The organism is Streptomyces sp. 891-h (assembly GCF_022760275.1).
In the GTDB taxonomy this organism is placed as follows: Bacteria; Actinomycetota; Actinomycetes; order Streptomycetales; family Streptomycetaceae; genus Streptomyces; species Streptomyces spirodelae.
In genome coordinates this window covers 5,285,696-5,307,459 of sequence record NZ_CP050693.1, presented here as the reverse complement: position 1 = coordinate 5,307,459, position 21,764 = coordinate 5,285,696, and the positions used below count along the sequence as shown (strand labels likewise).

16 protein-coding genes and 1 tRNA gene are annotated in these 21,764 nt (G+C 72.2%); 7 read left to right on the top strand and 10 right to left on the bottom strand.

What is annotated here, in order from left to right; translation table 11 throughout:
- The first annotated feature begins 322 nt into the window (after window positions 1–322).
- Window positions 323–1,570, top strand: a complete 1,248-nt coding sequence (locus HC362_RS23255; protein WP_243085918.1) for a cytochrome P450 — start codon at window positions 323–325, stop codon at window positions 1,568–1,570.
- On the opposite strand, the gene HC362_RS23250 is transcribed toward HC362_RS23255, so the two are convergent.
- Complete coding sequence (locus HC362_RS23250) at window positions 1,561–3,609, bottom strand: bifunctional glycosyltransferase 87/phosphatase PAP2 family protein (protein WP_243088770.1); 2,049 nt, start codon at window positions 3,607–3,609, stop codon at window positions 1,561–1,563. The two genes, HC362_RS23255 and HC362_RS23250, sit on opposite strands and share 10 nt — an antisense overlap.
- A gap of 308 nt (window positions 3,610–3,917) precedes the next feature.
- Here HC362_RS23250 and HC362_RS23245 point away from each other — a divergent pair, with 308 nt between their 5' ends.
- On the top strand, window positions 3,918–4,289 hold the full coding sequence (locus HC362_RS23245; protein WP_243085917.1) for an antibiotic biosynthesis monooxygenase: 372 nt from the start codon (window positions 3,918–3,920) through the stop codon (window positions 4,287–4,289).
- An 18-nt stretch (window positions 4,290–4,307) separates the two neighbouring features.
- Here the strand turns inward: HC362_RS23245 and HC362_RS23240 are convergent, their stop codons facing one another.
- From HC362_RS23240 to HC362_RS23225, 4 genes are all read right to left on the bottom strand, one after another.
- On the bottom strand, window positions 4,308–4,967 hold the full coding sequence (locus HC362_RS23240) for an HAD-IA family hydrolase (protein ID WP_243085916.1): 660 nt from the start codon (window positions 4,965–4,967) through the stop codon (window positions 4,308–4,310).
- Between the two features lie 257 nt (window positions 4,968–5,224).
- On the bottom strand, window positions 5,225–6,277 hold the full coding sequence (locus HC362_RS23235; RefSeq protein ID WP_243085915.1) for a peptidoglycan-binding domain-containing protein: 1,053 nt from the start codon (window positions 6,275–6,277) through the stop codon (window positions 5,225–5,227).
- A 279-nt stretch (window positions 6,278–6,556) separates the two neighbouring features.
- Window positions 6,557–8,557, bottom strand: coding sequence for an MDR family MFS transporter (locus HC362_RS23230; protein WP_243085914.1), 2,001 nt, complete (start codon window positions 8,555–8,557; stop codon window positions 6,557–6,559).
- 82 nt (window positions 8,558–8,639) lie between these two features.
- Complete coding sequence (locus HC362_RS23225) at window positions 8,640–9,221, bottom strand: TMEM165/GDT1 family protein (protein ID WP_243085913.1); 582 nt, start codon at window positions 9,219–9,221, stop codon at window positions 8,640–8,642.
- A gap of 537 nt (window positions 9,222–9,758) precedes the next feature.
- On the opposite strand from HC362_RS23225, the gene HC362_RS23220 reads away from it, so the two are divergent.
- The gene (locus HC362_RS23220; protein ID WP_243085912.1) at window positions 9,759–10,439 is read left to right on the top strand and encodes an HNH endonuclease family protein; all 681 of its coding nucleotides are present in this window, start codon (window positions 9,759–9,761) and stop codon (window positions 10,437–10,439) included.
- A 110-nt stretch (window positions 10,440–10,549) separates the two neighbouring features.
- The gene (locus HC362_RS23215; RefSeq protein WP_243085911.1) at window positions 10,550–12,280 is read left to right on the top strand and encodes an alkaline phosphatase D family protein; all 1,731 of its coding nucleotides are present in this window, start codon (window positions 10,550–10,552) and stop codon (window positions 12,278–12,280) included.
- A gap of 17 nt (window positions 12,281–12,297) precedes the next feature.
- On the opposite strand, the gene HC362_RS23210 is transcribed toward HC362_RS23215, so the two are convergent.
- Window positions 12,298–13,416, bottom strand: a complete 1,119-nt coding sequence (locus tag HC362_RS23210) for a superoxide dismutase family protein (RefSeq protein WP_243085910.1) — start codon at window positions 13,414–13,416, stop codon at window positions 12,298–12,300.
- 204 nt (window positions 13,417–13,620) lie between these two features.
- Here HC362_RS23210 and HC362_RS35090 point away from each other — a divergent pair, with 204 nt between their 5' ends.
- Complete coding sequence (locus HC362_RS35090) at window positions 13,621–14,619, top strand: VTT domain-containing protein (RefSeq protein WP_347568470.1); 999 nt, start codon at window positions 13,621–13,623, stop codon at window positions 14,617–14,619.
- Here the strand turns inward: HC362_RS35090 and HC362_RS23200 are convergent.
- A complete protein-coding gene (locus HC362_RS23200; RefSeq protein WP_243085909.1) occupies window positions 14,582–15,586 on the bottom strand; it encodes a chitinase in 1,005 nt (334 codons plus the stop codon). The two genes, HC362_RS35090 and HC362_RS23200, sit on opposite strands and share 38 nt — an antisense overlap.
- A gap of 279 nt (window positions 15,587–15,865) precedes the next feature.
- A tRNA-Val gene (locus tag HC362_RS23195) sits at window positions 15,866–15,937 on the bottom strand.
- A 168-nt stretch (window positions 15,938–16,105) separates the two neighbouring features.
- On the opposite strand from HC362_RS23195, the gene HC362_RS23190 reads away from it, so the two are divergent.
- Both HC362_RS23190 and HC362_RS23185 read left to right on the top strand, forming a co-directional pair.
- Complete coding sequence (locus tag HC362_RS23190; protein ID WP_243088769.1) at window positions 16,106–17,362, top strand: hypothetical protein; 1,257 nt, start codon at window positions 16,106–16,108, stop codon at window positions 17,360–17,362.
- 192 nt (window positions 17,363–17,554) lie between these two features.
- Window positions 17,555–18,256, top strand: coding sequence for a DUF4383 domain-containing protein (locus tag HC362_RS23185; RefSeq protein WP_243088768.1), 702 nt, complete (start codon window positions 17,555–17,557; stop codon window positions 18,254–18,256).
- A 22-nt stretch (window positions 18,257–18,278) separates the two neighbouring features.
- On the opposite strand, the gene HC362_RS23180 is transcribed toward HC362_RS23185, so the two are convergent.
- Window positions 18,279–19,043 carry an HAD family hydrolase gene (locus tag HC362_RS23180; protein ID WP_243088767.1) on the bottom strand — a complete coding sequence of 255 codons (765 nt, stop codon included), beginning with the start codon at window positions 19,041–19,043 and terminating at the stop codon, window positions 18,279–18,281.
- Window positions 19,044–19,222: 179 nt separating this feature from the next.
- Window positions 19,223–21,727 (bottom strand): phosphoribosyltransferase, encoded by a 2,505-nt coding sequence (locus HC362_RS23175; protein WP_243088766.1) that lies wholly within the window; start codon window positions 21,725–21,727, stop codon window positions 19,223–19,225.
- Window positions 21,728–21,764: the final 37 nt, after the last annotated feature.

Genomic DNA, 21,764 nt, shown 5'->3' with positions numbered 1-21,764 from the left:
CGTCCTCTCCAGCCCGGCTGGCTCCCCACCAGCACAACTAGTACGCGTTCTAGTTCTTCGGTCAGTGTGCGGAGCACCCTCACCGCGGCGCAAGGGTCTTGCACGCCCTATGTGCACTCCGCGCCGATCTTTGCCCTACGCTCCGTACACAAGAACCGGGCGAGAGGCCGCGCAAGTACCGGCGACACACCCCTTGCCAGTTGTAGAACCCGTTACTACCTTCGGGGCGATTCTGACGTGCCGTCAGGAAACGCTCCGGGAAGCGGCTCCTGGGCGTGGCAGGACGAGCCGTCAGCACGTCGAAGAGGGAGCTGAGCTGCCGATGTCCTCCTGTCCAGCGCTGCCCGACGGGTTCGACTTCACCGATCCGGACGTCTACCAAGAGCGCGTCCCGCTGCCCGAGTTCGCCCTGCTGCGCGAGACGGCTCCCGTGTGGTGGAACCGGCAGCCGCGCGGTGTGGCCGGCTTCGACGACGAGGGGTACTGGGTGGTGACACGCCACGCGGACGTCAAGGACGTGTCCACCCGCCCCGAGCTGTTCTCCTCCAATCTCAACACCGCGGTCATCCGGTTCGCCGACCATATGAGCCGCGACCAGATAGACGTCCAGAAGCTGATCATGCTCAATATGGACCCGCCCGAGCACACCCGGGTCCGCCAGATCGTGCAGCGCGGCTTCACGCCCCGCGCCATCCGGGCGCTGGAGAACGCCCTGCGTGAGCGCGCGGAGCGCATCGTACGGGAGGCCAGGGACAGGGGCAGCGGCGACTTCGTCACCGACATCGCCGTCGAACTGCCGCTCCAGGCCATCGCCGAACTCATCGGCATCCCTCAACAGGACCGGTCCCGTATCTTCGACTGGTCCAACAAGATGGTCGCCTACGACGACCCCGAGTACGCCATCACCGAGGAGATCGGCACCCAGTCGGCGGCGAAGCTCGTCTCGTACGCGATGACGATGGCCGAGGCCCGCAAGGAGTGCCCGGCCCGGTACGCCGGGGACATCGTCAGCCGCCTCGTGGCGGCCGAGGGCGAGGGCAATCTCAACCCGGACGAGTTCGGCTTCTTCGTCATCCTGCTGGCCGTCGCGGGCAACGAGACCACGCGCAACGCCATCAGTCACGGCATGCACGCCTTCCTCACCCACCCCGACCAGTGGGAGCTCTTCCGCGGTGAACGCCCCGATACGGCGGCGGAGGAGATCGTGCGCTGGGCCACACCAGTGGTCTCCTTCCAACGCACCGCGACCCAGGACACCGAGCTGGCCGGCCAGAAGATCTCCGCGGGCGAGCGGATCGGTCTCTTCTACTCCTCGGCCAACAACGACCCCGAGGTGTTCGAGGACCCGCACCAGTTCGACATCACCCGTGACCCCAACCCCCACCTCGGATTCGGGGGCGGTGGCCCGCACTTCTGTCTCGGCAAGAGCCTCGCCGTGCTGGAGATCAACCTGATCTTCAACGCCGTGGCCGACCTCGCCCCCAGCATCTCCCTCGCCGGACCGGGCCCGCGCAGGCTCCGCTCCGCCTGGCTCAACGGGATCAAGGAGCTGCGCGTCGACTACGGCTGAGCCCCGCGGGAGCTCGCCGACGCCTCGGCCCCCGGCTTCACCGGTGCCTCGTTATCTGGCTTCGACGGCTCTTCGGTCACCGTCCCGTCCCCGGCCGCAGCCCCGTCTTCCGCCGTCTGCGTGGCCGCCTCGCCCCCCACGCCGCGGATTCGGGCGAGCCACCGCTGGCCGAGGAAGCCGGCCGTCACGACGGCGACGCCGCCGACCGCGTCGAGCAGATAGTGGTTGGCGGTGGCCATCACCACGAACGTCGTCATCAGCGGATAGAGCGCGCCCAGCGCCCGCAGCCAACGGCTGCGGGTGAGGAAGAAGACGACGATCGCACACCACAGCGACCAGCCCACGTGCAGCGAGGGCATCGCCGCGTACTGGTTGGACAGCTGCGTCAGGGCGCCGAAGTCCGGGTTGGACAGATCCTGGGGGCCGTGGGCCGTATCGATGTAGCCCAGGCCGGGCATCAGCCGGGGCGGCGCCAGTGGGTAGAGCCAGAATCCGACCAGCCCGAGCAGCGTGGCGAAGCTCAGCGCGGTGCGAGCCGCCCGGTACTGCGGCACTCGGCGCATGTACAGGAAGGCCAACAGGGTGATGGGCACCAGGAAGTGGAATGTCGTGTAGTAGGTGTCGCAGGCGTCCCGCAGCCACTCCGTGCGTGCGGCCAGTTTGTTGAGACTGTGCTCGATGTCGATATGGAGGAAGGACTCGGCCGTCAGTATCTGGTCGCCGTGCCCCTCGGCCAGGGAACGTGAATCGGGCGCGTGGCCACGGACGTAGGAGTACGCCCAGTAGCCGACGCGGATCAGCAGCAGTTCCAGCAGCAGGTTGGGGCGGCTCAGCGGTCCCGAGTGCTGCGGCTGTGACCAGGCGGCCGAGTCGCGGGTCAGGAACGGGACCGCGCAGGAGCCCAGCAGTGCGGCGAGCAGTACCGCGTTCTCGCCGAGCATCGCGAACGCGGCGACCTTGGGCACCAGTGCGGCGCCGTCCAGTGTCATCACCAGGACCACGAAAACCGGCCACACCAGCCGGTCCCCGGTCCGCCGGCCGACCCGGCCCACCACGGCCAGCAGCACCCAGAGCTGCTGATGCTGCCAGGCCATCGGGGAAGCGACCACAGCGGCGCAGCCCACGACGGCCGCGGCCAGCAGCAACTGACCGTCCCGCGTGTAACGCACCGCACGGCGCAGCGCCAGCCAGCTCACGGCGGCCACCAGTACGGCCAGCAGCACCGCTTCGGGCACCCCGCGCAGTCCGGCGCGCAGCAGTGCGCCGTGCAGCGACTGGTTGGCGGTGGCGTCCGCCGTATCGCCCAGGCCGACACCCGCGACATGGTGCACCCAGTACGTCCACGAGTCGTCCGGCATGGTGGCCCAGGTGGCGAGGGTACAGATGAGGAACGTTCCCCCGCCCAGCACGGCCGCCCTGCGGCGCCCGGAGAGCCACAGCAGCGGGACGAACAGCAAGGTGGCGGGCTGCAGCGCACCCGCGACGCCGATCACGACGCCACCCGCGCTCCCGCCGAAGCGGCTCACGAGCGCGCCGTACCGCCGGCCCTGTTCACGGAGTTCGCGCTGTCCGCCCTGTTCGCGCTCGCGCCCCAGCAGCCAGCCCACCAACACCAGCAGCACCGGCAGAACGCTGGTCTGGCCCAGGTGGAAGGTGTTGCGCACCGGTACCGAGAGGACCAGCAGGCTCAGCGCGCCCGGCACCGCGAACAGCGCCGTGCGCCGCGAGAGCGGCCCGGGCAGCGCGCGGGCGGCCACCACGCCCAGGGCGACGACCAGCAGCAGCGTGCCGAACGTCCAGGCCACACCCAGCCCTTGTTCAGCAGCCCGGGTGAGCGGCTTGAGCACCAGCCCGGCGAAGGGCGTTCCGGTGAACGGCGTCTCCGAGTCGTAGAGCGAACCGTGCACCCGCAGTACGCCGTTGTCACCGATCCAGGTGAACAGATCTACGAGGCGCTCGTCCTGGGGGAGTCGCAGCACGGCGGCCGCCTGCCGGACGGCCAGCGCCAGCGCCAGCAGCCACAGCCCCGCCAGCAGCATGCCCGAGCGGGACCCCAGTTGCTCCCACTGCCGGACCAGCCGCCGGTACGGTCCGCCTCCGGAGGGATGCCATTCACCGCCCCCGTCCGGCCCTTTGGGTCCCTCCGCCACCGATTCCGCCGCCACGCCCCGCCGTCTCCGTCCTGTCCACCGGTCTGCCGTCCGCGGATTCCCGCGCCTGTCCGGATCCCCCCGATTCCTGAGGGTCGTCCTCAGGTCAGACGCCAGAAACCTACTCGCTGCCTGACAGCTCCGCTCGACAGGACGCCACGCCGGAGCCGGGCCCTGAGGTGAGGCAGGATGGGCCCATGAGCATCGTCAAGATCAACGCGCTGACCGTACCGGCCGACCAGCGGGAGGTACTGGAGCAGCGCTTCGCGGCGCGCAAGGGTTTCGTGGAGAGTGCCGACGGGTTCGAGTGGTTCGAACTGCTGCGTCCGCTGGAGGGCAGCGACCGCTACCTCGTCTACACCCGCTGGAGGGACGAGGAGTCCTTCCAGGCGTGGATGAACGGCCCCATGAAGGAGGCACACCAGCGTGCCAAGGGCGCTGACAGCGGCACGGAGGGCAAGCCGGCCGACTCGGGTGCCGAGGCCGGCGGCGAGCGCCCCAAGCCCGCGGCGACCGACTCGGAGACCTGGTCGTTCGAGGTCGTCCAGCAGGCGCCGCCGAAGAAGTGAGTCGGCTCGGCCCCTGGTTCAGCCGTCGAACGTGAGGCGTACGCGGCCGTCCGGGAGCCCGGTGACCCGCACCTGCTCCAGATCCGGTATCTGCACGGTGGGGCCGTGTTCCCGGGCGCGCGTGCCGACGCCGACGACCGGCATTCCGGCGGCCAGGCCGGCCGCGATCCCGGCGCCCGAGTCCTCGAACACGACGCACTCTTCCGGGTGATGGCCCAGTTCCGCCGCGCCCTTGAGGAAGCCCTCCGGGTCGGGCTTGCTCGCGCTGACGTCGGCGGCGGTGACGCGCACCGCGGGCATGCGCAGTCCTGCCGCGGTCATCCGCGCCTCGGCCAGTGCGCTGGTGGCCGAGGTCACCAGCGCGTGAGGCAGGTCCTGGAGCGCCGCGAGGAAGGCGGGAGCGCCGGGAACGGGGACGATGCCCTCGGTGTCGGCGGTCTCCATCGCGAGAAGGCGGCGGTTCTCCGCGTAGTTCTGCTCCATGGGCCGGTGCGGCAGCAGGGTGGCCATCGTCAGATGCCCCTGGCGGCCGTGTGCCACCCGCAGCACCTCGTCCGGGTCGAGGCCCTGCTCGACGGCCCAGCCACGCCACACCCGTGCCACGACGGCGTCGGAGTTGACCAGCGTGCCGTCCATGTCGAGCAGCAGCGCGCGGACGGTGAGCGACGGTGTGGACATGCGAGGGCTCCCGGAGGGCAGTCGTCGGCGCACAGCTCGGGAAAGCTGACGGCAAAGGGACGGGGAAGCTGACGGGAAGGGACGGGGGCGGGGGCGGGTCTGGAAACGCAGGACGGCAAGCAAAAGGTGGAGAACAGATGGCCCGCCCGCCGGTCAGGGACGCCCCTCCCGTCAGGTGAGGGACACGGGCGGGACCATTTGTTTCCTCATCATACAAAGCGGCCGGGCAAACCGGCCAGCCCCGCACGTCATCCCGCTCAGCCCGTCGTCCTGGCCTCCAGATGGCGCCGGGTCGCAGGGCCGTACTCACCGGGGGTGTCGTCCCACAGGTGGTGGCGCGCCTGGTAGCGGAAGACCGCCTCCTGGACCTGGGAGGAGTACTCGCCGTCCTCCGGCGCGTTGCGGTCGTAGTAGCCGACCTGCTTCAGCCGGCGCTGGAGCTCGACGACCTCGGTGCCGGAGTCGCCGGGGCGCAGGGTCTCGTCCGAGGAATGGCCCGGCCACCGTGGCCGCCGGCCGTCGTGGCCCCGCTCCCCCTTCCCGGAGGAGCCCGGCTTGCCGGACGCGTGTTTCTTGCCGCCCCGGGAGGGGGACGGGCTCGCGGTGTGCTCGCCGCTGTCCCGGTCGGCGCGGGGCGTCGCGGAGGCGCCGGCACGGGAGGGAGTGGGCCGGGGCCGCTCGCCGCGCTCCGGCTTCTCCTCGGTGGACGGGGAAGGGGTGGGCGGGGTGTGTGTGGGCGCTCCGGTCGGCATATGGCGCAGTGCGCGGCCGTCCCCGGAGCGGCTGCCGTTGTCGGTGAGGAGCTGAGTGGTCAGCAGGCCGCCGCCGAGCACGGCCGCCACCCCGACCCCGGCGAACACCGCCGTGCTGGGTCTGCGGCGCTCGCGCGGCCTGCGGTGGTCGGCGGGTGCGGCTCCCTTGGCGGCGCCGGCGCCCCCGCGACGGGTCCTGGCGCGTTCATCACCCGATCCGCCACCCGATCCGGTGACGGCGGGCAACTCGGCGGTCTCGTCCGTGCCGTGTACCGCGAACGGCGACAGATCGGGCAGCGGCACATGGGCGTCGTCCGGGGCCGCCTCGTTCCCTGTGCCGTCCGCCGCTCCGTCAGGCACCTGCTCGGCGGGGTGCGTCGGACCGTTCTCACGGAGCTGCACATAGGGGCGGATGTGCAGCGGGTCCTCCGGTTCGTACGGGGCTCCGCCGCGGTCGTCAGATCGGTCGTCAGGTCGGCCGTCCGTGGCCGCCGGTTCAGCGTGTGCGCAGAGCTGCTCGTTTCCGCCGCACTCGGGACATCGCCCGTCCCCCGTCATCCGGTCCCCTCCCCTGGCACAGCCGCACCGTCCGGTTCACGGCGGGCGTACCCGAATCGTCGGCAACTGTCCAGTGCTGGACCATACGCGGTCGAGGTCGGTCAGGGTCAAGCGCACGGGAAAAGCCTGACAGGGGCGGAATGGTCGTACTCGATCGACCGGTTCCAGCACGACTGAGCCGCGGCCCCGGACGGTCTCCGGAAGCCGCCCGGCCGAGCCCGGCCGAGGCCAGCCGAGCCCGGCCGCCGGAGGAGGCCACCGGAGGAGGCCACCGGTGCCTCACACCGTCCGAGGTGGTTCCGCCTGCCCGGTCTCCGCGTTCAATTGCCGTACCAGCTCCGTCAGGTCCGTGGGACGCTCCGGTGTCCACCAGTCGCCCAGCAGCTCGGCAAGCTGCTCCTGGCGGGCGTCGGAGAGGGCACGCGCCGCCTGTTCGCCACGCGGTGTCGCCACCAGCTCCAGGCCCGCGCGGGTGGCCAGCCCGCGCTCCTCCAGCTCCCGGGCCCCGTCGGCGACGACCCGGCGCGGTACCACCCCCGCGTCCTCCAGCAGCGCGGGCTCGACGGGGCCGTCGAAGTGGACGCGCAGCAGCATCCAGGTGGCGGCCGGGGCCAGGTCGACTCCGGCGCTGTGGGCGATCCGCGCGTACAGGTCGCGCCGCCCCTCGATGGTGCTGAGCCGGGAGAGCGCCCGGGTGACCTCGTCGGCGGGGCTGCGTTCGACGGGACAGGCGCCCAGCGTCTCGCTCTCGTCGGGGACCTGCACGCTGCGCCGCAGCCGCTGTTCGCGCAGCAGCCAGGTCAGCACGAAGGCCAGCGCGGCGAGCGGCGCGGCGTAGAGGAAGACGTCCGTGATGGAGGTGGAGTAGGCCTCCAGTGCCCCGCGCCGGGCGCCGGGCGAGAGGCGCCCGATGGACTGCGGGTTCCGCCTAAGCGACTCGGGGGTGACCCCGCCGGGCAGGGCGCGGCCGCGCAGCGCTTCGGTGAGCTCGCTGCCCAGCCGGGAGGCGAAGACGGCTCCGAAGACGGCGACACCCACCGCGGCGCCCACCGAGCGGAAGAAGGTGACGCCGGAGGTGGCCACTCCCAGGTCCTCGTAGCGCACGGCGTTCTGCGCGACCAGTACGAGCACCTGCAGCACCAGTCCGAGGCCGAGGCCGAAGACGGCGAAGTAGGCGCCCATCTCCCACTGCGAGCTGTCCGGACTCATCACATGCAGCAGGAGCAGCCCCCCTGTGGTGACCGCGGTACCCACCACGGGGTAGATCTTCCAGTGTCCGGTGTGGGTGATGAGCTGGCCGGACAGCGTGGAGGAGAGGAGCAGGCCGAGCACCATCGGCAGCATGTGCACACCCGAGAGCGTGGGTGTGATTCCGTGCACCACTTGGAGGAAGGTCGGCAGGTAGGTCAGCGCGCCGAACATGGCGAAGCCGACGACGAAACTGATCACCGCGCAGAGGGTGAAGTTGCGCACGGCGAAGATGCTCGGCGGCAGCACCGGCTCCGCGGCCCCGCGCTCCACCACGACGAACCAGCCGAGCAGGAGGACGGCCAGTACGGACAGTCCGTAGATCTGGGCGGAGTTCCACGGCCAGGTGGTGCCGCCCAGTGAGGTGACCAGTACGACACAGGTGGCGACAGCGGCGATCAGGAAGGTGCCCAGATAGTCGATCCGGTGCGGCTCGGCGTGCACCGGGATGTGCAGTGCGAGCAGGATCACCACCATGGCGACCGCGCCGATCGGCAGGTTGATGTAGAAGACCCAGCGCCAGTCGAGATGTTCGGTGAAGAACCCGCCCAGCAGCGGGCCGAGCACACTGGTGGTGCCGAACACCGCGCCGAACAGGCCCTGGTAGCGGCCGCGCTCCCGGGGCGGCACCAGGTCGCCGACGATCGCCATGGACAGCGTGATCAGCCCCCCGCCGCCCAGGCCCTGCACCGCGCGGTACCCGATGAGCTGCGGCATGTCCTGCGCCACCCCGCACAGCGCGGAGCCCACCAGGAAGATCACGATGGCGGTCTGGAAGAGGCGTTTGCGCCCGTACTGGTCGCCGAGCTTTCCCCACAGCGGGGTGGCCGCCGTGACGGCCAGCAGGTAGGCGGTCACCACCCAGGACAGGTGTTCCATGCCGCCCAGGTCGCTGACGATGGTGGGCAGCGCGGTGGCGACGATCGTCTGGTCGAGCGCGGCCAGCAGCAGCCCCAGCAGGAGCGCGCCGATCGGCAGCAGTACCCCGCGTGTGCGAGGGGGTGCCGGTTCCGCCGCGTGTTCCCCGCTCATAGGCCCACGGTGCCCCGCGGCGTGCAGGGCAGCCCGTCGACGGCCTCCATTCGAGGGAGCGGGGAAGACCCGCGGGCAGGCCCTAGGCCAGCGCCTCGTACAGGCTGAACGCGGCCAGCGCCAGCATCAGCAGCGCGGCGATTCGGGTGATCAGCCGCAGCGGGACGTACTTCATCAGAGTGCGTCCCCCCAGGATGCCGAGTGCGGCCACGGCCCACAGTGCGAGCACGGCGCCCACCCCCACCGAGAGGGGATCGTCGTAGCGCGCCGCGAGGTTGGCGGTCATGATCTGCGTCAGATCGCCGAACTCGGCGACCAGGATCAGCATGAAACCGCTGCCCGCCACCTTCCAGAACGACTGATCGGCCGGCTTGCGGGCCTGCTCCTCCTCGTCGTCGTCCTTCTTGAGCAGCAGCATCGCGGCGCCCAGCAGGAACAGCACGCCCACGATGCCCTGCACCAGCCGGTGCGGCAGCAGGGTCAGCACACTGCCCGCCGCGACGGCGAGGGTGACGTGGACGAGGAAGGCGGCGGCGACGCCCGCGAAGACGTAGGACGCGCGGTAGCGGGTGCCGAGCATCAGCCCGGCAAGGGCCGTCTTGTCCGGCAGCTCGGCGAGGAAGACGACGCCGAACACGACGGCGGCGACGGTGAGGCTGAGCACGGGGTTTCCTCCGTGGTCGGGCTGCCGCACCGGCGCGGGCCCTGGGAGCACACTTCGGCACGGCAGCGTCATGGGCTGCCCGTGCGCTGGGCACGGACGCGGACACTGCGGCCGAAGGTCTCGCTGGCGCGGCACCGCCACCGGGTGGCGGGTGCCCCGCTCCGGGCGCCGGGCCCGCACGCGGCGGGCCAGTGTGTCGACGGTCCGGCGAAGAGCTACTCCCCTTCAGACGCGTACGACTGTACGCGATGTCCGTCCCCGGGGGCGATCGGCTGGTCCGCGGCGGACGGAACGGCAGTGGGTCGGGCAGTGGGTCGGGGAGCGAGACGGGCAGTGCGCCTCCGGGGGCGGTGGAAACCGCTCTGGTGTCCAACTCCCGTACAGCATCCGTCGGGTGGGTGTATCGCGTGTGGCCGGAGGCGTATTACCGGGCAGGCTCTTGATGTGACGTGCACACGACCGTCAGGCTGTGAGCCGCACCACCCGAGCACCACCAGGCAGCACCGCTCGACTTCCCCCCACACACCGGGAGTTCGCATGGCGCACAAGCACCGGACAACCCTCGCCCTCTACGCGCGTCGACGCTGGTCGGCGCTCTTCGCGGCCCTGGCGGCAGCCCTCGGCGGCGTACTGGTCGCCGTCACCCTGGGCGCCTCCCCCGCCGCGGCCGAGCCCCCCACGCCGCCGAGCGCCTCGGAGGCCGCCACCATGCTCGGCGACCTCACCGAGAAGGGCGAGGGCTCGATGGACGGCTACTCGCGCGAGAAATTCCCCCACTGGGCCGACCAGGGTGACAACTGCAACACCCGTGAGGCCGTCCTCAAGCGGGACGGCAAGGGTGTCGAGACCGGCAGCGACTGCTACCCGACGAAGGGCAGCTGGACCAGCCCCTACGACGGTGAGACCTGGACCAAGCCCTCCGACCTGGACATCGACCACGTCGTCCCGCTCGCCGAGTCCTGGCGCTCCGGCGCCTCCGGCTGGACCCAGGACAAGCGCAAGGAACTGGCCAACAATCTGAAGATCGCCCAGCTGCTCGCCGTCACCGACAACGTCAACCAGGAGAAGGGCGACAAGGACCCCGCCGAATGGATGCCGTCCAAGTCCTCCTACCACTGCACCTACGCGCGCATGTGGATCTGGGTCAAGCACACCTACGACATGACGGCGGACTCCCAGGAGAAGGCGGCCCTGAAGAAGGCCCTGGGCACCTGCTGAGTTCCTGACTCCGAACCCGGTCAGGAAACTGGCCGGGCCGCTCCCTCGTTCCGTACGGTGCGGGTTCCAGGCCCGCACCGTACGGCGCCACACGGACGAGGGAGATCCGCATGACCGGCCTCCGACTGGGCCCGCTGCTGCGCTACGTCGACCAGGACACCGCGACCGTCTGGGTGGAGACGGAAGCCCCCTGTCAGGCCGAGGTCCACTGCGAGGGCAGCACAGCGGGCGGTACGGCCCGCACCTGGCAGGTCGCCGGGCACCACTACGCGCTGATCACCGTCGTCGGCCTGGAGCCGGGCACCGAGACGCCCTACCGGGTCACCCTCGACGGCGAGCAGGTGTGGCCACTGGCCGGCTCGCCCTTTCCCGCCAGCACCATCCGCACCCTCCCGCCGCCCGACGCTCCCCCCGCCCGTACCCCGCCCCTGCGGATGGCCTTCGGGTCCTGCCGCTGGGCCGCCCGCCCCGCCGGCGCCCGGCACGACCCGATGGGGCCCGACGCGCTGGACGCGCTGGCGCACCGGGCACTGAACGGCGGCCCGCGCCCGGACGTGCTGCTCCTGCTGGGCGACCAGGTCTACGCGGACGAGACCTCCGAGCCGGTCCGCGCCAGGCTCGCCCGCCACCGCGATCTGTCCCGGCCCCCATGGGACCAGGTCGCCGACTACGAGGAGTACACCGAGCTGTACTACGAGTCCTGGCTGGACCCGGAAGTGCGCTGGCTGCTGTCCACCGTCCCCAGCTGCATGATCTTCGACGACCACGATGTGATCGACGACTGGAACACCAGCGAGGCGTGGCAGCGCGAGATACGGGCCACCGACTGGTGGCGCGAGCGCATCCTGGGCGGACTGAGCTCCTACTGGGTCTACCAGCACCTGGGCAACCTCTCGCCCGCCGAGCTCGCCGAGGACCCGGTCTTCGCCGCCGTACGGGCCGCGGACGACGGAGCGCCGCCGCTGCGCGCGTTCGCCGAGCGCGCCGACCAGGACCCGGCCGCGGCGCGGTGGAGCTACCGCCGCGACTTCGGCCGCACCCGGCTGGTGATGATCGACACCCGTGCGGCCCGTGTGCTGCCCGAGAGCGAGCGGCGGATGGTCGACGACGAGGAGCTCGACTGGCTGCACGAGCAGGTGCTGGACGGCGGGCCCGGCTCGGTCGACCACCTCGTCCTGGGCACCTCGCTGCCGTGGCTGCTGCCGCCCGCGGTGCACGGACTGGAGGCCTGGAACACGGCCCTGTGCTCGGGGGCGCGCGGGACACGCTGGAGCAGGTTCAGCGAGAAGCTGCGGCAGCGCGCCGATCTGGAGCACTGGGCGGCCTTTCCGCGCTCCTTCCGCGCCCTGACCGAGCTGATCCAACGGGTGGCCACCGATCAGGACGCGCCCGCCTCGGTCAGCGTCATCTCCGGCGATGTGCACCACGCGTACGTCGCCGAACCGGAGTTCGACGACCTGAAGGTCGCCGGTGGCGGACAGCGGTCCCGGGTGGTGCAGCTCACCTGCTCCCCGATACACAACAACATCCCGGCCGTGATGCGGTCGGGCTTCCGCTTCGGCTGGAGCCGGGCGGGGCGCCGGCTCGGCAGGCTGCTGGAGCAGCACGCCCGCACCGGGGAACCGACCCTGCGCTGGAACAGGACCGGCGGCCCCTGGTTCGGCAACATGCTGATGACGCTGACGCTGCACGGCCGCGACGCCACCTACCAACTGGAGCAGGCCCGCCCCGCCACCTCGGCGCCGGACGGGACGCCGCGCACCGGCCTGGAGCCGGTCTTCAGCGGCCGGCTCAGCGGAACCGAACCGGCCGCCGCCCCGCCGGGCCGGGACAAGAGCTGAGGGGGAGTGAAGGGGGATCAGGACACGCTCAGCGGTACCGAGAAGCAGGCCACCCGCGCACCGGCCTGGCCCGCGTGCCCGGCCTCGGAACTGGTGCCCTTCTCGTGCAGCACGACGGACCTCGCCTCCCCCTCGCGGAAGGTCCAGTGGTGGCGCGAGACGGCGTCGCCGCGGCCCCTCGAGTCCGTGGTGAAGTCGAGCCACACCTCGTTGTCCGGGTTGGCGTAGCGCGGATCGGTGGAGGGCTGCTTCGGGTCCTTGCGGTGCTGGTAGTGCGGCCCCGAGTCGTCGGGCTTGGCGCCGCACGGATGGGTGTGGACATGCGCCCCGTAGGTGCGGTCCGGGACCAGGCCGCGTACCTGCAGCCGCACGCTGGTGCTGTGGTCGGTCGCCGTACGCGCCACCATGATGCCCGCCCCGGCGGGCACCTTGCTCCGGTCGTAGGTGACCGCGTCGGGACGGATGAAGGCGTTCGCCGGTGAGAACCGGTCGTAGCGCACCAGGATCGACTTCCGGGAGGAGAAGGCGGATTCGTCGGCGGTGGTGCCGTCGGCGGCGTCCGATGCCGCGCCGGGCTCGCCGGTGCGCCCGTCCGTGGCCTTGCCGGTGTGCTCTTCCGGGGCTTTTCCGGTGTGCCCGTCGGTGTGCCCGCCCGTGGCTTTTCCGGTGTGCCCGTCCGTGGCCTCTTTCGTGACCTCTTCCGTGGCCTCCTCGGTGTGCCGGACGATCGGGTCGGAGCTGTCGCCCCGGCCGAAGGGGAAGAGCCGCTGTCCGCCGCTGACGATCTCGACCTCCCCGGAGCCCACCTTCACCTGCACGCTCCCGAATTGGGCGTGGTGGAGGAGGTCGGGAAGATCGCCGAGGTTCCGCAGCGCGGCGAGGCGGTCGATGTCCGCAGCGCCGGAGGCCGAGCCGGCACCGTCAGGGGCGTCGGCACCGTCATGGGCGTCGCTGAGGCTCTTGAGCACCTCGGTGAGGTGCCTGAGCCCGATGTCGCCCGCGCGGGCGGCGCGTTCCCCGTCGTCGTCCGGTGGCAGACCGCTCGCCGTACCCGACCCGCTGCCCGCCAGCAGAGCCGTCACGAGCGTGACAGCCGCCACTCCCCGCACCCCCGCCGTGCGCATACCTGCCCTCATCGTGTCGGCCTCCACTGAATTGCGGTTGTCCTATGGTCCGATTCCGCAATATCCGTATCCCGCGCCGGGATGGGAGTGTCGCCACGAGCACCCAGCGGCCCTGAGCGGGGGACCCGGGCGTACGCTGTACGGCGGTAAACCGCCGGCGACGAGAGCCGGACAGGGGAAGAAACGGGGACAGCAGTGCCGGAAGTCCTGGGGTCGGTGACCGGATCCCCGTGGATCTACGTTGTCATCGCCGCATCCGTACTGCTCGACGTCTTCGTGCCCGTCCTGCCCAGTGGCGTACTCGTGATCGCCGCCTCCACCGCAGCGGCCGGAACCACCGCCGCCGACGCCGCCGACCTGCCCACGGCCGCCGCCCGCAGCGCGGCCGGGAACGGGCACCTGATCGAGGTGCTGCTGCTGGTGCTGTGCGCGGCGGCCGCCTCCGTACTGGGCGACCTGGTGGCCTGGCGGCTGGCCTGGCGGGGCGGCGACCGCTTCGACCGCGCGATGGCCCGCTCCCGCCGGCTCACCTCCGCACAGGAACAACTCGGCCGCGCCCTCTCCCGGGGCGGCGGCGCCCTCGTCGTCCTCGCCCGGTTCGCGCCCGCCGGACGCTCGGTCGTCAGCCTGACCGCGGGTGCCACCCACCGCAGCGCGCGTGACTTCGTGCCCTGGTCGGCGCTGGCCTCAGTGGCCTGGGCGGTCTACAGCGTGGGCCTGGGCTACCTCGGCGGCCAGTGGCTGGGCGCCAGTTGGCTGGGCACGGCCGTCTCCGTCCTCGCGCTGTTCCTGGCCGGCGGACTCGCGGCGTATCTGATACGGCGTGAGCCGGGAGCGGCGGCGGACGCGGGCGCGGCAGCGGACGCGACGACGAGCGAGGCGGTGACGCCGGACGGCGCCGCCGCGGGAGCGGGCACGGCAGCAGCCCGGGAACCGGCTCCGGGACCGGGATCTGGACCCGGACCGTGGAGAGGGCCCGGGGCGGGACCGGGGCCCGGACGCGGGCCGTGGACAAGTTCCGCGCCGGGAGCGGGATCCGGGCCGTGGACGAGTTCCGCGCCGGGGGCGGGGATGCTCCTCCCCGGACCCACCACGTTCCCCCTGCTGCCCATGCTTCCTGTCCTGCCCGCGATGCGCGCGGTCGTGGAAGAGGACAGCGGCATCGAGGACGGTACGGTCACGCCCACCGCCACGGTTCCGTCAGCGCCCGCGTGAACTCCCACGGCTGCTGCGGCACTCCCGAACAGCGGTCCTCGGCCGGATAGGGCAACTTGCCGCACGGCCGGTCCCGGTTGACGGACCAGAAGGCGAGCCGGGCCAGCCCCCGGGTGTGGGCGTACCACGCGATGAGGCGGAAGTCCTGGACTGTGATGACCTCCTGATGCCCCGTGATGCCGTTCATGGTGGAGATGCCACTGTGTGCGTACGCCCTCGCCCTGCTGTACCCGTACGCCTCGCGCAGCCGTGCGGCCAGCCCTTCGGCCGCCCGCACCGTGGTACGGCCCATGTTCTCGCGGCGGGGGTGCTGCTGGGTACTCCCGGCGGTGGCCGGTCCGCTGCCGAACGCGAACGGCATGATGGTCCAGGAGTCCGGCTCCAGCCCCGCCCGCGCAGCGGTCCCGATCAGCCGTGCGTCGGGCCCGCCGCGTTCGCTGGGCAGCGTCACATGGATGGTGAGCCCCGGGTGGGCGGCCTTGACCCGCTTGAGCGCCGCGACGGTCTTCCTGCGGGCCGCGGCGCTGTCGTACGCACGCATCTCGATGTCCACGTCGATGGCGCGCAGCCGGTAGGCCCTGATCACCTTCTCGTAGGCACCGGCGAGCGCCGCAGCATCCGGGCAGTCCTGCTCCAGCTTGCGCCCCGTGCCACCGCCGAAGGACACCACGGGCTCCCCGCCGGCAGCCCGCACGGCCCGCACCGCGCGCTCGTCCATCCCACCGGTCAGCGGCCGCTCCCCGTCCCAGCGCGGCTCGCATCCCCCGGCGCTCAGCATGAACGCGAACGTGAACCCACCCACCCCGGTCTTCCGCAGCACGGCCGCCGGATCGGGCGGGTCGCCCCACCCCAAGGAGAGATACGGCTCCACGGCGGGCCCCCACCCCCGCGCCTGCGCGGTCCCACCCCCCACCCCCGCACCGGCCAGCCCCACCAGCACCAGCCACACCCCCACCACTCGCGCCACCCGCCGCCGCACTCTCTCGCAGCGATCCCGGCCCGCCCGGCCCGCCCGACCCGGCCGCCTCTTGAAACCCGTCCTTCTCATCCCGCTCATGAAGGACATCCCTGTCCCCCCTCGCCCGCAAGGCACCGGACAGCCGGGAATCTTCATACCAACCAACGACAACCCCACAGCCCGACCGACACAGGCCCAGGCCCCACCCCCTGGACCCCGCACAGCAAAAGGTCCCCGCAGGAACCTGCGAGGACCTTGTTCGCCTCTGGCCAGAGCTTGACCATCCGGTGGGCACAACTGGGATCGAACCAGTGACATCCTGCTTGTAAGGCAGGCGCTCTACCGCTGAGCTATGCGCCCGGGCATGTGTGGGACGACAGCGTACCCCGCCCGGTGCGGGGCAGCGCAAACGTGGGGTGGGGGAGCGGCCGTGAACGAATCAGCTCGTGTGTTCGTTGAGCCCAGGTGGGAGAATGAGCACCGGTCGAAGAGCCACAGGCGCGTACGGGGAGAGGTTTCGTGACGGCGATGAACGGCGGTGGTATTCGCCGCTGGGGCTGGGGCAATGGCCGCGCGGAAACCCTCAGGGCCGACGCGCAGGCCGCGAAGGACGCCGCGGCAGCAGCCTTCTACGACCTCGACACAGCCCAGCGTGAGCTGCGTATCTCCATAGAGACGATCAGCGCGGTCGACAGCTCACCGGCGGGCCGCAAGGCCGCCGCGGACTTCGCCGAGCTGGGCACGCGCATCGACAGTGTCAGCCACGACTACATCACCGCCGTGGACGCCCACGACCTCGACCGGGACGACCTGGACGCCGCTGCCGCCTCCCGTGCCCGCGCCGAGCTTGAGCGGGCGCGCGGTGAGCTGGAGCGGGTCAAGGGCGAGCTGGACAGGTTCGCGCAGAGCCTCGGCCCGACGCTGACCCGCGCCGAGAACCAGCTCGCCCGCCTCGCACCCGCCGTGGAGCGGGCCCGGCAGGCGCTGCTGGCGGCGAGCAACGCGCTGGACGCGGTGCGGGGCCAGGGGCTGAAGGCGGACGATCTCGCGGCGCGGCTGGCGGCGCTCTCGCCCGAGCTGACCAAGCTCAACGAGGGCGCGGGCACCCATGGGGTGCAGGAGACCATTCAGCGTGCCGACCGCGTGGTGCGGGAGGCGGAGGCGATCCGCGCTCAGGCCGACGGGCTGCCGCAGCAGGCGGCCGACATCGACAAGCGCCTCGCCTCGCTGCGTACCCGCACCGAGGCGCTGCAGAACAGGGCCAAGCAGGTCGAGCCCGTCCTCAGTGAGCTGCGGCGCCGCTTCAGCGCGGCGTGCTGGCAGGACCTCCAGCAGGTTCCCCAGGAGGCCGAGCGCTCGGCGCGGCAGGCCGACGAGAAGCTGCGGGAGGCGCGCACGGCGCGCGAGGAGCAGCGCTGGCCGGACGCCACAGCGCTGCTGTCGACGGTGCGGGCGCTGCTGAACACCACGGACGAGGCGGTGAAGGCCGCGGGAGAGCGGCTGCAGCGGCTCAACGAAGTCTCCTTCGACCACAGCAAGGAGGTCGAGCGCACCCGCTTCGCCATCCGCGACGCACAGCGGCTCGCGATGGCCGGGCGCTCCACCCCGGACCCGCGGCACGCGCAGCCGCTGGACAACGCGGTGGAGCGGGTGGACCGCGCGGTCGCCTCGCTCACCGGCCGCCACCCGGACTACTGGCATCTGCTCACCGAGCTGGACGCGGTCAAGGAGACGGTGCAGCAGGTGGTCGAGCAGATCCGGCAGGAGCGCGCCACCGGACGCTGACGACGGTCACCGGGCGGCGGCCGCTACTGAGCGTCGCTGTTGAGGCACAGGCGCTCCGGGCGGATGCTGGAAGGCACAAGGTGAACGTCGCCTCCGGCCGTTCCGAGGAGGCCCCCAGTGGCCGCGTCCCCCACTCGTACGTTCCGCCGTCGCAGGATCCTGCCGCGCGGGCGGCGGGTACTGGACGAGCACATGCCGGTGCACCACAAGCTGAGCCGCGTCTACCGGGTGGGGGCCGGGGTGGTGGGGCTCGGGCTGACCGTCTTCGGCGTTCTGGGGCTCACCGACAACATCGGTTTCTTCGACACCGGCGGCGACCGGGTGGCCGGTCTCAACACCAACGGAGCGCTCAGCGTGCTCTCCGTCGTCGTCGGAGTGCTGCTGATCGGCGCCATGGTGCGCGGCGGAAACTTCGCCTCCAACGTGAACATCACTTTCGGCGGACTGTTCCTGCTGAGCGGGTTCGCCAATCTGGCACTGTTGGAGACGCGTCTGAACGTGCTCGCGTTCGAGCTGGAGAACGTGCTGTTCAGCTTCGCCGTCGGACTGCTGCTGCTCGTCTTCGGGATGTACGGGAGGGTGGGCGGCGCCCTGCCGCACGACAACCCCTACTGGCAGCAGCGCCACCGGGACGAGGTCGAACGCGCCCGCCGCGCCCGGGATCTGCGCGAGCAGCGCACCCGCGCCCGGATACGCGGCGAGGAGCTGCGCCGCAGGGCCTCGCTCTACGGGGGAAAGGGGGAAGGGGAGGACGGCGGGCGGCGGCAGGAGCCCAGCGAGGAGCGCGGTGAGGAGCGCCGGGAGGAGCACCGGGAGGGCGAGAAGCGGGGGAAGGACGAGAAGGGCGCGAGGCGCGGGAAGGGCGGGAGGCGCGCCGGCCGACGACGCCGGTGAGCAGCGGGGGCGCGCCCGTCCGTCAGTCCGGCACCGGGGCCACGGTCCCCGGCTCGGTGGTCACCGCCGCGCGCATCCGGCGCAGAATGGCCTCGCCCGCCAGTACGCCGCGCTCCGGCAGTACCCGTACGTGTGGCAGGTGCCAGCCGCTGTCGGCCAGCTCGCCGTGTGCCGGGCGCCAGGCCACGTCCGCGGCACGCAGCAGGTCCGCGTCGAGCAGGGAGTCGCCGGCCGCGAGGGTCCGCGCGGTGCCGGCCCGGCGGGCCACCTCCGCCACGGCGGCGCTCTTGGTGAGCGGGTGCGGTACGGCGTAGATCTTGCGGCCCTGGAGGGAGACGCTCCAGCCCTGCGGGCCCGCCCATGCGGCGAGTTCCTTGACCCAGGTGTCGGGCAGCAGCGCCCGTTCGACCACCAGATAGGCGAACAGGCCGTCCGCGACGCGCTCCTTGAGGAGCCATTCGGGGCGCGCCCGGCCCAGCATGTGGTCGCGTACCTGGGCGAGTGGGGCGCACTCGGTCAGCCGTTCGCGCACCCGTTCCCGCCACTCGGGGTCGCTCTCGCCGTCGACCAGCAGGTGACCGCCGTTGGCGCAGACCGCGTAGCGGGGCGGCGGCCCCGGCAGCCGGACGCGGCGGTACTGCTCGGGGGTGCGGGTGGTGGCGGGCACGAAGACCGCCTGGCCGGCGAGGGCTGCCAGCAGCGCGGCGGCCTCCTCCGTCATGTAGGAGAGCGGACGGTGGTCGTACGTCTCCACGCACAGCAGCCGGGGCGCCCGGGTGTCGGGCATGGTCAGCTCCAGCGCAGCCGCCGAGTAGATCAGCGTACGGTCCAGGTCGCTGGCGACCAGGACGTCTTCCGCCGGGCCGGACCCGGCGGGTCTCGGCGTCACCGTGGCCCCCGTCGCAGGTGTGGCCCCCGTCGTCACCGTGGCCCCCGTCGTCGGTGTGGTTCCCGTGGTCGCTCTGGTCACCGTGCGGCCTTTCCGTCGGCGCCTGTCGCACCGCGCGTGTAGCGGGGATGGACGATGCCGACGCAGCTGTAGGGGAGATCGTCGGTCTCCTCGACGGGCACGCCGCGCTGTGCGGCCAGCAGCCGTACGTGGTCCAGGTCGGCGCCGACGCCGCGCCGGGCCAGGATGCGCCAGGGGACGCGGCGCAGCAGGACACGGGTCGTCTCGCCGACGCCCGGCTTGATGAGGTTCACATCGCCGATGCCGTACTCCTCGCTGATGTCCTCCACGGCACGCCAGCCCGCCCAGGTGGGGGTGCGGTCCGCGCCCGCCAGCGCCGCCGCCTGCCGGGCCGCGCTCTCCCGCACCGCGGGGAAGCGCGCCGCGACCGTGTCGACGAAGTGCTGTGACAGGTCGCTGTCGGCCAGTTCGCGGTAGAACTTCGCGCCGTGGAAGTCGTGCGGTCCCACCAGGTCGGCGCGGAGCACGGTGCGGGAGATCAGCCCGGAGACGGTCGAGTTGAGGCAGGCGGAGGGGATGAGGAAGTCCTCGCGCGTGCCGTAGGTGCGCACGCACGAGCCCGGGTCGGCCAGGACGGCCAGCTCGGGGTCGAAACGGGGATGCGCGGCGAGCGCCTGGGCCAGCTCCCGGGTGATGGCGCCCTTGCCGGTCCAGCCGTCCACGAAGACGACGTCGGCCGGATCGTGGCGGGCCGCCAGGTGGGCCAGCGCGTTGGTGTCGATGCCGCGGCCCCGCACGATGGAGACGGCGTAGTGGGGCAGGTCCAGCCCGTGCGCGTACCGCGCCCAGCGGCGCATCAGCACCCCCACCGGCGTACCGGCCCTGGCCAGCGAGACGAGCACGGGGCGCGGGCCGCGTTCGGCCAGCACCGTCTCGGTCACCGTGCCGACCGCGCGGGCCAGGCGCTCGGCCGCCGACTCCAGCGCGCTGTGGAAGAGCTGCTGGTACTCCTTGGAGGGCTGGTATTCGACGGGCAGCGACTCGGCGTAGTGCGCACCGCCCGCCTGGATGGCCTCCTCCCGCTCCTCCGTCGGCGCCTCCAGTTCGATGTCGGACAGGTCGCGCAGCAGCCACGCCACGTCGGCCGGCGCGTACGAGGAGAAGGCGGGGCCGTGCAGCGGCGCTGGCGGGGCCGGCCGGGCCCGGTCCGGTACGTACGCCGGGACGACCGACAGCAGCACCTGCCGCGCGCAGCCGGCGAGCTGGTCCAGCAGGCCGCCGGGGGCGTGCAGTTCGGGGGTGTCGCCCTCGCTGTCCACGACGGCCACGACGGCGTCGAAACCCTGGCCGGCGACGTTGTAGGCGTAGCGCTCCGCGGCGACGCCGCTCCCGGGTCCGTCCTGGCGGGGCAGGTCGTGCGCCGGGAAGCGCAGCGCGGTGCGTATCGCGTAGCCCGGGTCGTCGAGCGGCAGGACGGGCGAGCGGGTCGTCGTGGAGAAACGGACCTCCGCACGGCCCTTGGCGCGCTTTTCCATCTCGGACGCGAGCAGCAGCGGCGCGTACATCAGCTCCTCGTTGCCGAGGACGAGAACACGCGGCGGTTCGGTGCCGGACGACTCGTCCGGTACGGCCGACTCGTCCGGTACGGCCGACTCGTCCGGTACGGCCGACTCCAGTGCGGAGAGCACCCGTTCGGCCATGTCCGGGAGCGCGGCTTCCAGCCGGATCTGCTCGCGCGGGCCGAAGCCGTGCCGGCCGCCGTCCGGCAGCTCCGCAGGCCAGCCGAGGTCCACCCGCCGCACGGTGCCCTTGGGGACCGCGGGCCCGGGCGGCGCGGCGGCCGCCGGTTCGCTGCCGTGCTGCTCCCCGCCGTGCTTCTCGACCAGCTCCCGGCCGCGCTCCAGTACGTCGGCGGGGAGCTCCACGCGGCCTGCGGCCAGGGCCACCACATCGACGCGGGCGCCCAGTTCGGCGGCGAACTTCTCCAGCGCGGCCGCGTCGCCGTCGCCCCGGGTGTCGACCAGTGCGGCCACGACGTACCGGTCACGCGGGTGGACGGCGTGCAGCGCGGCGATGGTGTTGCGTACGGTCCGGCCGGTGGACAGTTCGTCGTCCACCAGCACCAGCGGACCGTCCGTACGCAGCAGTCGCGGATTCTCCGGCAGGAGCAGATGCGCGGTGGCGTGGCTGTGCTCCTCCTCGAAGCCGCCGTACTGCCGCACCCCCGGCACCCGGCGGCGCGTGGAGTGCAGAGCGCTCATCCGGCTGCCCATGCTGTGCGCGACGGTGAGTCCCAGCCCGGTCGCGGTCTCGGCGAAGCCGAGCACGGCCGAACGGTCTGCCTCCTCGGCGCCGAGCAGCTCACGCACCCGCTCTCCCAGGCGGCGGCCCGCGCCGAGCACCCGGGCCGGGCGCTGCGGCAGGTGCTTGCCCAGGACGGTGGAGACCAGCAGGTGGGCCCGCTTGGGATTGCGCCGCAGTGCGAGGCCCAGCAGGTCCCGCAGCCCTTCGCCCTCCAGCCGCACCCCGAGCCGCTCGGCCACCCAGCTGCCCGGCCACATCTCGGCCCCGGCTCCTTCGATCCCGGTCCCCTCGCTC

What these genes read in the sequence shown, in the direction of transcription:
- HC362_RS23255 (WP_243085918.1), top strand. Translation starts at nt 323, where the DNA reads ATGTCCTCCTGTCCAGCGCTGCCCGACGGGTTCGACTTCACCGATCCG.
- HC362_RS23250 (WP_243088770.1), bottom strand. Translation starts at nt 3,609, where the DNA reads ATGCTGCTGGCGGGGCTGTGGCTGCTGGCGCTGGCGCTGGCCGTCCGG.
- HC362_RS23245 (WP_243085917.1), top strand. Translation starts at nt 3,918, where the DNA reads ATGAGCATCGTCAAGATCAACGCGCTGACCGTACCGGCCGACCAGCGG.
- HC362_RS23240 (WP_243085916.1), bottom strand. Translation starts at nt 4,967, where the DNA reads ATGTCCACACCGTCGCTCACCGTCCGCGCGCTGCTGCTCGACATGGAC.
- HC362_RS23235 (WP_243085915.1), bottom strand. Translation starts at nt 6,277, where the DNA reads ATGACGGGGGACGGGCGATGTCCCGAGTGCGGCGGAAACGAGCAGCTC.
- HC362_RS23230 (WP_243085914.1), bottom strand. Translation starts at nt 8,557, where the DNA reads ATGAGCGGGGAACACGCGGCGGAACCGGCACCCCCTCGCACACGCGGG.
- HC362_RS23220 (WP_243085912.1), top strand. Translation starts at nt 9,759, where the DNA reads ATGGCGCACAAGCACCGGACAACCCTCGCCCTCTACGCGCGTCGACGC.
- HC362_RS23215 (WP_243085911.1), top strand. Translation starts at nt 10,550, where the DNA reads ATGACCGGCCTCCGACTGGGCCCGCTGCTGCGCTACGTCGACCAGGAC.
- HC362_RS23210 (WP_243085910.1), bottom strand. Translation starts at nt 13,416, where the DNA reads ATGAGGGCAGGTATGCGCACGGCGGGGGTGCGGGGAGTGGCGGCTGTC.
- HC362_RS23190 (WP_243088769.1), top strand. Translation starts at nt 16,106, where the DNA reads ATGAACGGCGGTGGTATTCGCCGCTGGGGCTGGGGCAATGGCCGCGCG.
- HC362_RS23185 (WP_243088768.1), top strand. Translation starts at nt 17,555, where the DNA reads ATGCCGGTGCACCACAAGCTGAGCCGCGTCTACCGGGTGGGGGCCGGG.
- HC362_RS23180 (WP_243088767.1), bottom strand. Translation starts at nt 19,043, where the DNA reads ATGCCCGACACCCGGGCGCCCCGGCTGCTGTGCGTGGAGACGTACGAC.
- HC362_RS23175 (WP_243088766.1), bottom strand. Translation starts at nt 21,727, where the DNA reads ATGTGGCCGGGCAGCTGGGTGGCCGAGCGGCTCGGGGTGCGGCTGGAG.